This window comes from Halotia branconii CENA392 (assembly GCF_029953635.1).
In the GTDB taxonomy this organism is placed as follows: domain Bacteria; phylum Cyanobacteriota; class Cyanobacteriia; order Cyanobacteriales; family Nostocaceae; genus Halotia; species Halotia branconii.
The window spans coordinates 5,838,083-5,852,370 of record NZ_CP124543.1 but is presented as its reverse complement, the minus strand read 5'-3'; the positions used below and the strand labels follow the sequence as shown (position 1 = coordinate 5,852,370).

Annotated in this window: 2 protein-coding genes; both read left to right on the top strand. The window is 40.0% G+C overall.

The genetic code is table 11. From position 1 onward, the window contains the following. The first annotated feature begins 129 nt into the window (after positions 1 to 129). Positions 130 to 10,005 carry a non-ribosomal peptide synthetase gene (locus tag QI031_RS25685; RefSeq protein ID WP_425526045.1) on the top strand — a complete coding sequence of 3,292 codons (9,876 nt, stop codon included), beginning with the start codon at positions 130 to 132 and terminating at the stop codon, positions 10,003 to 10,005. A 2-nt stretch (positions 10,006 to 10,007) separates the two neighbouring features. Beyond that, a complete protein-coding gene (locus tag QI031_RS25680; protein ID WP_281482413.1) occupies positions 10,008 to 14,273 on the top strand; it encodes a beta-ketoacyl synthase N-terminal-like domain-containing protein in 4,266 nt (1,421 codons plus the stop codon). Positions 14,274 to 14,288 lie beyond the last annotated feature (15 nt).

Here is a 14,288-nt window from a genome sequence, read left to right as displayed (position 1 = left end):
AGCCAGAAGACTACAATGAGCTACTCTGCGGAAATCAACCCATTAGAACTGAATAAGTCAGCTAAAACAGGAAAAGATATTTGGCAAGCGATCGCCAGTATTCTAGAATTACAAAATCAAGCGCCAATTTTGCAGCCTGTATCTCGGAATGAACATTTACCATTGTCTTTTTCTCAAGAAAGATTATGGTTCATTCAGCAATTGCAGCCAAATAGCTCTACTTATAATGTCTCCTTTGCTTTTCGTCTTCAAGGTTTGCTCAATATTTCTGCATTAGAGCATAGCTTTAATGAAATTATCCAACGCCATGAAGTATTGCGGACTAGGTTTTTCGCTGCGGATAATCAGCCGATTCAAGTTATTGCACCCAGCTTTAACTTGAAGTTACCTGTAATTAATCTTCAGGAACTTTCTCAACAAGAAAGGGAAACTCAAGTTTTACAACTAGTTAAAAACAAAGTTCAACAACCCTTTGATTTAGATCAAAATTCGCCGTTACGCTGTTCCCTAGTGCAGCTAGATGAAAATGAATATGTCTTACTTCTGAGTATCCACCATATTGCTTTTGATGGTTGGTCTGAAGGTCTTTTCTGGCGCGAACTAACAACTTTGTACACAGCTTTTGCGGCTGGTAAACCTTCTCCATTACCTAAACTACCCATTCAGTATGCAGACTTTGCAGTTTGGCAGAGAAAATGGTTGCAAGGTCAAGTCACTGACAATCAACTGAACTACTGGAAGCGACAATTAGCAGACGCGCCTCCCCTGCTAGAACTTCCCACTGACCGAGTGCGTCCACCTGTGCAGACAAATCGTGGTAGTATTCTGCACTTTCAGCTAGATGAACAGCTGACTCAAAAACTCAAAAGCCTTAGCGAACAGTCAGGTGCAACCTTATTCATGACTTTGCTAACTGGCTTTGTCATTTTATTATCGCGCTACAGCAATCAACAAGATATTCTTGTCGGTTCCCCCATCGCTAACCGCAACCGTAGCGAAATTGAGTCTTTAATTGGCTTTTTCGTTAATATTTTGGTGTTGCGTACTGACATTTCTGGTAATCCTACTTTTTGGGAGTTACTGCAAAGAGTCCGCCAAGTAGCAATAGAAGCATACTCTCATCAAGATGTACCATTTGAGCAAGTAGTCGAAGCCTTACAGCCAGAAAGAAACCTGAACTACTCTCCATTGTTTCAGGTAATGTTCGTCTTGCTGAATACACCTCCGGGAAAATTGGAATTACCTGGTTTATCTCTGACTCAGCTAGAAATAGAAAATCCGACAGCTAAGTTTGATTTAACCTTGCTGATGACCGAGACTGAGCAAGGACTAACTGCAAGTTTAGAGTATAATTCTGACCTATTTGAGCCAGCTACAATTACTCGGATGGCTGGACATTTTCAAACTTTGCTAGCAGGAATTGTCAGCAATCCAGAAGAGAGGATTTGGCAATTACCATTGCTAACACAGCCTGAACAACAACAGTTATTAACTCAATGGAATGATACTCAAGCGAATTATCCCTCGGATAAATGCATTCATCAATTGTTTGAAGAGCAAGTTCAACGTACACCCGATGCTGTAGCAGTTGTATATGAACAGCAAAAACTGACATACCATCAATTAAATACTCGCGCTAATCAATTAGCACATCACCTCAAAACATTGGGTGTAAGTGCAGATACTTTAGTGGGTTTGTGTGTAGAACGCTCATTAGAAATGATAGTCGGACTACTAGGCATACTTAAAGCAGGTGGAGCTTATGTGCCACTTGACCCAGATTATCCTAGCGATCGCTTATTATATATGCTTGATGATTCAAAAGTTTCAGTGCTTTTGACTCAAGAGAAATTGCTAGCTGATTTACCAGAGCATCATGCCCGTGTTGTCTGCTTAGATAAAGATTGGGAGATTATTTCTAGAGCAAGTCAGGAAAATCCTGTTAGTAACTCCACAAGGCAAAATTTAGCCTACATCATCTACACATCAGGTTCAACAGGAAACCCCAAAGGTACATTAGTCAACCACTACAATGTCGTGCGGTTATTTGCTGCTACAGATGCTTGGTATCACTTCAATCAAGACGATGTGTGGACAATGTTCCATTCCTACGCCTTTGATTTCTCTGTGTGGGAAATTTGGGGTGCTTTGTTATACGGTGGAAGATTAGTAATTGTGCCATATTTAATTACTCGTTCTCCAGAATCTTTCTATGAGTTATTGTGTCAAGAAAAAGTCACCGTTCTCAATCAGACACCCTCAGCATTCCGCCAACTAATTCAAGCCGAAAACTCAGGAATAACAACAGGCGAATTAAACTTACGCCTAGTAATATTTGGCGGAGAAGCCTTAGAAATCCAGAGTTTACAACCTTGGTTTGAGCGACATGGAGACAGCAAACCGCAATTAGTGAATATGTACGGAATTACAGAAACCACCGTACACGTTACCTATCGTCCCTTGAGTAAAGCCGATTTACATAGTACAGCCAGCGTTATCGGTCGTCCCATACCCGATTTACAGGTGTATGTGCTGGATGAATATCTTCAACCAGTCCCTCTAGGCGTTCCCGGTGAAATGTATGTCGGTGGTGCTGGGGTGACAACAGGTTATTTAAATCGTTTTGATCTGACAGCACAAAAATTTATTTTTAATCCCTTTAACCACAACTCAAAACTATATAAAACTGGAGACTTAGCGCGTTATTTACCTAATGGCGAGTTAGAGTATTTAGGACGCATAGACCATCAAGTTAAAATTCGTGGTTTCCGCATCGAATTGGGAGAAATTGAGGCGTTATTAGCATCTCATCCTGATATTTGGGAAACTGTGGTATTGGTGCGCGAAGATGAACCAGGGGATACTTGTACTGAGCGTTCGCGTAGCGTCTCGCAGAGAAGTCGAAGTAAACGTCTTGTTGCTTACGTAGTAACTAAAGAAAAATCTCCCACCCCTATAGAACTGCGCCAATACCTCAAAGCAAAGCTACCAGAGTACATGATTCCCAACGCTTTTGTAAAGCTAGAATCTTTACCTCTAACCTCTAACGGTAAGATAGACCGCAAAGCCTTACCCGCACCGGAATCATACAGCACCAGCACAAAAAAATATATCGCTCCACGCAACTCAATTGAAGAACTGTTAGCACAAATTTGGTCGCAAGTGCTGAAAGTAGAACAAGTCAGCATTGATGATAACTTCTTTGAATTAGGAGGACATTCTCTACTAGCAACGCAATTGCTTTCACGCATTCGTACCAGCTTCAAATTAGAACTACCATTGCGTGAGTTATTTGCTACTACAACCCTAGCCGAATTAGCACGAACGATTGAGCAATTACAGCAACAAGATTTAGAAATATCTGTACCCCCAATTTTACCAAGAGTGAAGAATGCAGATTTACCACTTTCATTTGCTCAACAAAGGTTGTGGTTTTTAGACCAATTAGAACCGAATAGTGCGTTTTACAATATCCCTACAGCTTTGCGTTTAGTAGGAAGTCTAAATCAAGCAGCCTTAGAGCAAAGCTTAACTGAAATTATTCATCGCCACGAAGCATTACGTACTAACTTCATCACTGTCGATGGACAACCAACACAAGTAATTAGGGAACACTTCGACAAGCTCAGTGCATCGCAGGGAATATTATCTATTGTTGATTTCCAGGATTTACCAGCGACTGAACAAGAAATCGCCACACAGCAGTTAGCGCAAAAACAACTAATTCAACCTTTTGATTTAGCAACTGAGGCGTTAATTCGAGCAACATTAGTTGTGCTGAATGATACAGAACACATCTTGTTAGTATTTATGCACCATGTTGTCTCTGATGGTTGGTCAATGGGTGTATTTATCCAAGAACTAGCAGCACTATACAACGCTTATTCTCAAGGTCAGCCGTCACCTTTAACACCATTGCCAATTCAGTATGCAGATTTCGCCATTTGGCAAAGACATTGGTTACAAGGGGATGTACTGCAAAATCAACTTTCCTATTGGGAACAGCAACTAAAAGACGCACCAACTGTATTATCTTTACCAATTGACCGACCAAGACCTGCTGTGCAGACATTCACAGGAGTTCGCCAGCAGTTTACGCTGTCAGTTGAATTAACTGAGAAATTGGTCAAACTCAGTCAAGAGCAAGGCTGTACTCTTTTTATGACGCTGTTAGCGGCTTATGATACTCTGCTTTATCGCTACACAGGACAGTCAGATATTTTGGTGGGAACGCCAATTGCTAACCGCGATCGCTCTGAAATAGAAGGGTTAATTGGCTTTTTTGTCAATACCTTAGTCATGCGGAGCAATTTAGCAGGAAATCCCAGCTTTAGCGAATTGCTAAATCGCGTGCGAGAGATGGCAATGCAGGCATACACTCATCAGCATTTACCTTTTGAAATGCTGGTAGAAGCATTACAACCAGAACGAAATTTAGCTCATACACCCTTGTTTCAAGTGATGTTTGTGCTGGAAAATGTACCGATGTCTCCAGTAGAGTTGACTGGCTTAAGTTTCCATCCACTAGTTGTAGAAACGACAATTGCCAAGTTTGATTTAACATTATTAATGGAGAACACTACTCAAGGATTAGTCGGGTGGTGGGAGTACAATACTGACTTGTTTGATGCGTCCACAATTGACCGCATGACAGGTCATTTTGTCACCTTGCTGGAAGGTATTGTTGCTAATCCAGAAACGCAGATTTCCCAATTACCATTGCTAACAGAAGTTGAGCAACAGCAGTTATTAGTTGAATGGAATAATACTCAAGCACATTATCCATTAGATAAATGTGTCCATCAGTTATTTGAAGAGCAAGTTGAGCGCACACCGGACGCTGTAGCTGTGGTGTTTGGTAATCAAAAACTGACTTATCAACAGTTAAATATTCGCGCTAATCAATTAGCTCATTACTTGCGTTCATTGGGTGTCAAACCAGATACTCTCGTGGGTATTTGTGTAGAACGTTCATTAGAAATGCTCGTAGGAATTTTAGGGATTATCAAAGCAGGTGGAGCTTATGTACCCCTTGACCCAAACTACCCTACAGAGCGTTTGCACTTCATGGTAGCAGATGCCCAATTATCCTTTTTATTAACTCAAGAAAAATTAGTTAATCAACTACCTGACTATCAAACAAAGCTGATTTGTTTAGATACATATTGGCAAGAAATTTCCCCATTAAATCAAGATAATCCAATCAACGAAGTTCAAGCTAATAATTTAGCTTATGTAATTTATACCTCTGGTTCTACAGGTCAACCCAAAGGGGTATTAGTTACTCATCAAAGTTTATTAAATCTAATTTTTTGGCATCAATGCAACTTTGAAATCACCCCATTAGACAAAGCCACTCAATTAGCAGGAACAGCGTTTGATGCTGCGGTGTGGGAATTGTGGCCTTACCTCACGACTGGCGCAAGTATTTATGTGGTAACATCTGAAACCCTTCTCTCTCCAATAGATTTACAAAATTGGCTGACATCAAATAAAATCACAATCAGTTTTTTACCAACCCCCTTTGCAGAGAAGTTACTATCTTTAGAATGGGATGAAAACGTAGCTTTGCGAACAATGCTAGTTGGTGGGGATAAGCTGCATAATTACCCTTCAGCTTTCATACCTTTTACGGTGGTGAATAATTATGGCCCAACAGAGAACACTGTTGTTACAACTTCTGGGCTAGTAATCTCTAATGCACAAGATACTATCGCATCACCTCCCATTGGTCGCCCTATTGCCAACACAAAAACCTACATTCTAGACTCAAACTTACAGCCTCTACCTATTGGTGTGCCAGGAGAGTTGTATATTGGTGGCGCTTCCTTGGCTCAAGGCTACCTCAACCGTCCAGAATTGACGCAGGAAAGATTTATTCCTAATCCTTTCAACAATTCAAAATTATATAAAACTGGGGATTTAGCACGTTATTTACCAGATGGCAATATAGAATACTTGGGACGCATCGATAATCAAGTAAAAATACGTGGTTTCCGCATCGAGTTAGGTGAAATTGAAGCTGCACTTAGCCAACATATTGATATACAAGCTTGCTGTGTGATTTGCCGTGAAGATAATCTTCGTGAGACTTGTACTGAGCTAAGTCGAAGTAAACGGCTAGTTGCTTATTTGGTAGTAAATCAGGACTCTACACCCACAATTAGCGAACTTCGGCAATATTTGAAAGCAAAGCTACCAGATTACATGGTTCCAAGTGCTTTTATATTGCTAGAGTATTTACCATTAACTCCTAACGGTAAAATAGACCGCAAAGCTTTACCAGCACTGGAATTATACAGCAGTAACTTAGATAAATATGTTGCACCACGCAACCCAATCGAAGAACTGTTAGTACAAATTTGGTCACAAGTGCTGAAAATAGACCAAGTAGGTATTAACGATAACTTCTTTGAACTGGGTGGACATTCGCTATTAGGAACACAATTAGTTTCACGTATCCGCAGCATTTTCAAAGTAGAACTACCATTGCGTGAGTTGTTTGCTACTGCAACATTAGCCGAATTAGCTCAAGTAATTGATAAGTTACAGCAGCAAAAAATAGAAATTTGTGAACCCCCAATTGTACCCAGAACAGAGAAGACTCATGTACCTTTATCCTTTGCTCAACAACGTTTATGGTTTTTAGACCAATTAGAACCAAATAGTGCTTTATACAACATTCCTGTAGCTTTGTGTTTACAAGGCAATCTTGCTCAAGTAGCTTTAGAAAAGAGCTTGCAGGAAATAATTAATCGTCATGAAGCCTTACGTACTAATTTCATTACAGTTGATGGACAACCAACACAAGTAATTAGGGAACACTTTGACAAGCTCAGTGCATCGCAGGGAATAGAATCAGTTGTTGAATTACAGCATTTATCTACAGCAGAAACAGAAAATGCTGTACAAGAAATAGCGCAACAAGAAGCAATTACACCATTTAACCTCGCAGATGAAGCATTAATTAGAGTTACGTTGGTGGTGCTTTCCCAAACAGAACACATATTGTTGGTGTGTATGCACCACGCTGTCAGTGATGGTTGGTCAATGGGTGTGTTTATCCAGGAGTTGGCAGCACTTTATAATGCTTATACTCAAAATAAACCGTCACCTTTAGCACCATTACCAATTCAGTATGCAGATTTTGCGATTTGGCAAAGAAACTGGTTGCAAGGGAATGTACTGCAAAATCAACTTTCGTATTGGGAACAACAGTTAAAGGATGCACCTGCTTTATTAGCATTACCTACAGATAGACCAAGACCAGCAGTACAGACGTTTGTTGGCGCACATCATGAGTTTACACTGTCAGTTGCGTTAACCGATAAATTGCTGAAACTGAGCCAAGAGCAAGGTTGTACTCTGTTTATGATGCTGTTGGCAGCTTATGATACCTTACTCTACCGCTATACAGGACAGTCAGATATTTTAGTCGGGACACCAATTGCAAACCGCGATCGCTCCGAACTAGAAGGGTTAATTGGCTTTTTTGTCAATACCTTAGTCATGCGGAGTAATTTAGCAGGTAATCCTAGTTTTAATGAGTTGCTGACTCGCGTGCGAGAAACAGCAATGGAAGCATACACTCATCAGAATTTGCCGTTTGAAATGCTGGTGGAAGCATTACAGCCGGAAAGGGATTTGGGACATACACCACTGTTCCAAGTAGTGTTTATGCTGCAAAATGCGCCTCTACAAGAATTAGAGCTTGCTGGGTTAACTGTTAGTACATTACCAGTAGAAACTAAAACAGCCAAGGTTGATTTAGCTTTGTCGATGGAAAACACGACTCAAGGCTTGCTGGGTGTGTGGGAATACAATACTGATTTGTTTGATGCGTCCACTATTGAGCGCATGACTGGTCATTTTGTGACTTTGCTGGAAGGTATTGTTGCTAATTCAGAGGCGCAGATTTCCCAATTACCAATGCTGACAGCAGTTGAACAACATCAACTATTGGTTGAATGGAATGATACTCAAGCAGATTATCCATTAGATAAGTGCGTTCATCAATTGTTTGAGGAGCAGGTTCAGCGTATTCCTAATGCTGTAGCTGTAGTATTTGAAAATCAACAACTAACTTATCACCAATTAAATTATCGCGCTAATGGGTTAGCTCATTACTTGCGCTCATTGGGTGTGAAGCCAGATGTGCTAGTAGGTATTTGTGTAGAACGTTCATTAGAAATGGTCATAGGACTTTTGGGGATTCTCAAAGCAGGAGGAGCATACCTACCACTTGACCCAGATTATCCTCAAGAGCGTTTGCGCTTTATGTTAGAAGATGCTCAAGTTTCGGTGCTGCTAACTCAACAATGGCTGCTTGAGAGACTTCCTGATTATCAAGCAAACAAGGTTTGTTTAGATGATGTATGGGATAAAATTGCCCAAAACAATCAAGATAACCCAACTAGTGAAGTTAGAGCCTTTAATTTAGCTAACTTGATTTACACTTCCGGTTCAACAGGTAGACCGAAAGGTGTGATGGTGGAGCATAAAGGATTATGCAACCTAGCTCAAGCTCAGATACAAACTTTTGGCTTAACTTCTGATAGTCGCGTTCTCCAGTTTGCTTCCTTCAGTTTTGATGCTTCGATTTGGGAAATCATCATGGCTTTGGGTTCAGGCGGAACACTGTATTTAGGAACAAAAGATTCTCTACTCCCAGGAAAGCCATTAGTTAAGCAATTACGCAAACATGATATTACCCATGTCACCTTACCACCATCGGCGTTAGCAGTTATGCCGAGTGACGAATTGCCAACATTGCAAACAATTATTGTCGCTGGAGAAGCTTGTTCGCCTGAATTAATCAAGCAATGGTCTGTTGGTAGAAATTTCTTTAATGCCTACGGCCCAACGGAAGCTTCTGTCTGTGCAACGATCGCACAATGCACCTATGAAGATGAGAAAATCACTATTGGAAAAGCGATCGCTAATACACAAATCTACATTTTAGACGAGTATTTACAACCCGTACCCGTGGGTGTACCAGGAGAATTACACATTGATGGTGTAGGTTTAGCGCGAGGCTACCTCAACCGTCCAGAGTTGACACAAGAGAAATTTATCTCCAACCCGTTTCAGGCGTTGCTGAATGAAGGGATAAAAATTAAAAATTTGATTTCTCAAACTCATAATCTCTGCGTCTCTGCGCCTCTGCGTGAGACAAAAACTATCCCAATAAGCAAAGCCACGTTTAATAGTCCAAAATTGTATAAAACTGGGGATTTAGCACGTTATTTACCAGATGGCACAATTGAATATTTAGGACGTATCGATCATCAAGTAAAAATACGCGGATTCCGCATCGAATTGGGCGAAATTGAAGCAGCACTCAGCCAACATAATGATGTGCAGATATGTTGTGTTATTCCTCGTGAAGAAACTGGGGGAAATACTTGTACTGAGCGGCTTGCCTTGAGCGAAGTCGAAAGGAGTCGAAGTAAGCGTTTAATCGCCTATGTAGGGACACAAAAAAACGTGACACTTACAACAGGTGAACTACGTCAATTTTTGGCTGATAAATTGCCTGGGTATATGTTACCAAGTGCTTTTGTGATTCTTGAATCTTTACCTTTGACACCTAACGGTAAAGTAGACCGTCACGCTTTACCCAAGCCAGATTTACATCAAGAATTATCAGATTATGTCATGCCAAATACAGAGATAGAAAATATCATTGCTGGCATTTGGCAACAAGCTTTAGCAATAGAAAAGGTAGGAATTTACCATAATTTCTTTGAACTAGGGGGGCATTCTTTATTACTAGTACGCATTAATCAGCATTTGCAAGAAAAATTTGGGGTAGAACTATCCATAGTTGATATGTTTAATTACCCAACTATCCATAGTTTCAGCCAACATTTGATTAATAAAATTAACCAAGAAGAAACAACCAAACAAAATCATAACCGCACACAAGCTTATAGCGAATTAAAACCATTAAAAAATCAAAGATTACAGTCAAGACAACAATATCGCTCTCAGAGAAAAAGGTAAAAATGAACTTAAATTTAAATAATAATGAATTTAATAATTCGGAAATTGCAATTATCTCTATGGCTGGGAGATTTCCAGGAGCAAAAGATATTGCCCAATTTTGGCAGAATCTTTGTGATGGTGTAGAGTCTATATCTCAGTTGACAGATGAGGAATTAATTAATGCTGGTGTTGTACCGGATTTAGTAAATAATCCTCATTATGTAAAAGCTAGTGCGGCTCTAGAAGATATTGAATTATTTGATGCTAATTTCTTTGGGTATAGTGCTAAAGAAGCTGAGTTAATAGATCCACAACAACGCTTATTTTTAGAGTTGGCTTGGGAAGCTGTAGAAAAGGCTGGTTATGACCCACAAATCTATAACGGTTTAATCGGGGTTTATGGTGGTGTGGGGATGAATAGATATTTACTCAATAATATTTATCCTCATCATCAATTATCAGAAACATTTGATCCTCTGCAATTAGGAATTTCCAGCGATAAAGATTTTTTACCCACCAGAGTTGCATATAAACTTGGCTTGACAGGCCCAGCAATAAATGTACAAACAGCTTGTTCTACTTCTTTAGTTGCCGTTCACCAAGCTTGTCAAAGTCTTCTCAATGGTGAATGTGACATGGCTTTAGCTGGAGGAGTTACCCTCAACATTCCCCAAAACAAAGGCTATTTATATCAAGAGGAAATGATACTTTCTCCTGATGGACATTGCCGTGCTTTTGATGCTCAAGCACAGGGAACTATTGGCGGTAGTGGTGCAGGAATTGTGGTATTAAAAAGATTACAGGATGCAATAAGCGATCGCGACCATATCTATGCAATCATTAAAGGCTCGGCTATCAATAACGATGGTGCAACAAAGGTGGGTTACACTGCGCCTAGTGTCAGTGGTCAAGCCGCAGTCATTGGTGAAGCGCAAGCTGTAGCTGGTGTAGATGCCGAAACAATTACCTACATTGAAGCTCATGGTACAGCTACACCATTAGGCGACCCCATCGAAATTGCCGCTTTAACTCAAGCTTTTAGAGAAACTACCGATAAAAAAGGTTTCTGCGCTATTGGTTCGCTAAAAACCAACTTGGGACATTTAGATACAGCAGCAGGTGTTGCAGGTTTAATAAAGACAGCATTAGCATTGCAAAATAAAACGCTGCCTCCTAGTTTGCACTTCCAAACACCTAACCCCAAAATCGATTTTGCTAACAGTCCTTTCTATGTCAATACAACTCTGACCGAATGGAAAACAAATAACACTCCTCGCCGTGCTGGTGTTAGTTCCTTTGGGATGGGGGGGACGAATGCTCATGTGATTTTGGAAGAAGCCAAACAAGTCAAAAGTCAAAAGTCAAGGCTTCGACTCCGCTCAGCCTTGACCCTGAGCGAAGTCGAAGGGTCAACACTCAACAGTCAACATTTTCTATTGTGTTTGTCGGCTAAAACTGCTAGTGCGTTGGAGAAGGCGACAGATAATTTAATCACGCATTTAAAAGAGCATCCAGAAGTTAATTTAGGTGATTTAGCTTATACACTTAATAGCGGTCGTCGGGGTTTTAATCATCGGCGGATGTTGATTTGCCAAAATTTAGACGATGCTGTTCAATCTCTGAGCAATTTAGAGTCAAAACAAGTTGTTACTAACTATACAGAGATTACAGAACGGTCTGTAGTCTTTATGTTTCCCGGTCAAGGTTCTCAGTACGTCAACATGGCGCGGGAAATTTATCAAACAGAGATAGTATTTCAAGAACAAGTTGATTATTGCTCAGAAATTCTCAAACCCCTACTAGGGTTAGATTTACGCCATATTCTTTACCCTAGTGATGACAAAATTACTGAAGCATCACAGCAACTTCAACAAACAAGCATTGCTCAAAGCGCAATTTTTGTCATTGAATATGCCCTAGCTAAATTATGGCAGTCTTGGGGAGTGGAACCACAAGCTGCGATCGGTCATAGTATTGGCGAATATGTTGCCGCAACCCTCGCCGGAGTTTTTTCCCTAGAAGATGCTTTATCTTTGGTAGCAGCACGCGGACAGATGATGCAGCAACTTCCCACTGGCGCAATGCTTTCTGTTCCTTTGCCCCCAGAAAAGGTAAAATCCTTATTAGGCTCAGAGCTTTCTGTAGCTGCGATTAATCAGCGATCGCAATGTGTAGTTTCTGGTTCTATAACAGCAATAGATACACTACAACATCAGCTTGCTAATCAAAGTGTTGAATGTCGCCGTCTGCATACTTCCCATGCTTTCCATTCTCAGATGATGGAACCAATCTTAGAGGCATTTGCAGAGCGAGTCAAAAAAGTTACTTTAAATCCTCCAAAACTTCCTTATATTTCCAACCTTACAGGTACTTGGATTACAGTTAGCCAAGCCACAAACCCCGACTACTACGCGCAACATCTGCGTTCTACAGTGTTGTTTGCTCAAGGTATCGAGAAATTATTAGCAACACCTGAGCAAGTCTTATTAGAAGTAGGGCCAGGACACACACTCACGACATTAGCTAAAAGACATCCAGACAAAGCCGCAACACAAACAATTTTAAATTCGCTACGCCATCCGCAAGATAAACAATCGGATTTGGCTATTTTATTTACAACATTAGGTCAACTTTGGTTGGCTGGAGTCAAGATAGATTGGTTGGGATTTTATAGTCAGAATGAATATTATCGGATTCCCTTACCAACTTATCCCTTTGAACGCCAACGTTATTGGATTGAACCACCACAAAAGACAGCTTGGGGAGAGTTGCAAATTGTACCTCCAACAGCAAAATTATGGACATCGCTGATAAAAGCAGGTGAAAAACAAGCCAATGCTCAAAATGTAAAACTCAATGAAGTCACATATCAGGAAAACAAACAGTATTTAGATAGTTTATGTACAGCCTATATTAATATTACCTTCCAACAATTAGGGGCTTTTAGTAATCGCAAAAAAAGATATTCTGGAGAAGATTTGATAACGGAATGTCAAATTATACCCCACTATCAACAATTGTTTTTTAGATGGTTGCAAATATTAGTAGAACAAGGACAACTACAGCAACAGCATCAATTATTTACTGAATTTGTACCATGTTCGCCAGATTTTATCGATGAACATTTAGCAGAAGTTAAAGAAAGATTTGCTGCTACAACTCCTATAGATTTAGATTTAGTACAACGCTGCGGTGACAATTTAGCTGCTGTTGTTGTTGGTAAACAAGAACCATTAGAATTTTTTGATGAATTGGTTTACCAAGATAAGCAAAACGGTTCGCATTTAGAATCGCCTTTGGTTGCTTATTACAACTCTATTTTGCGTTTTAGTTTAGAACAGATGGTTAAGTTATTACCGCCATCAGTTCACATAAGAGTTTTGGAAATCGGCGGGGGTACTGGTATGTCTACCCAAGCAATATTACCAGTGTTACCCGCGCAACAAACCAGCTATACTTTTACAGATATTGGTAGCGGTTTCTTAACTCAAGCACAACAAAAGTTTCAAGAATATCCATTTATTGACTACCAATTACTAGACATAGATAAGTCGCCTACTGAGCAAGGTTTTGAGAAGTATAGCTTTGATGTAGTCATAGCTTCTAATGTTTTACACGCAACTCAAAACATCGATAAAACTCTCCATCATGTACGCTCTTTATTAGCTCCTGGCGGTTTCCTTTTACTGTGGGAAGTAACTCAGCCGAAGATAGATTTTGATATGAGTTGGGGTTTATTGCTGAAACCTTTAGATGATAAAAGACGCAGCCTTGGTCAGCCTTTTATCACTGAAGAACAATGGTTTGAAGCATTACAATATCAAGGCTTTATTGAAGTTGCTGCTTTTCCTCAAAGTGAAGCTTTTGAACATCAAATTATTATGGCTCAAGCTGCTGTGCAAACAGCATTTAGCAATAACTTTGAAAAAAAATCACAGAGTTTATCACAGCTGCAAGCCAGTTTATCTACATTCCACTCAAGACCTAATTTATCTAACTCATATATAGCTCCCCGTAATGAGATTGAAGATAAAATTGCGGAGATTTGGCAAGAATTGTTAGGGCTAAAACAGGTAGGAATTTATGATAACTTTTTTGAACTAGGAGGAGATTCATTAATAGCTGTTCAAGTAATGTCTCGATTGCGGAATGCTTTTGATATTCAATTAGCTGTGGCAAATCTGTTTGATTCTCCTACAATAGCTGAAATAGCGTTGAGGCTGGAGAAACAAATAAAATTCGATACTGATTCGAGTGCGATTGAGAGAGAAGAAATTGCAATTTAGAGAAGGAAATTGACT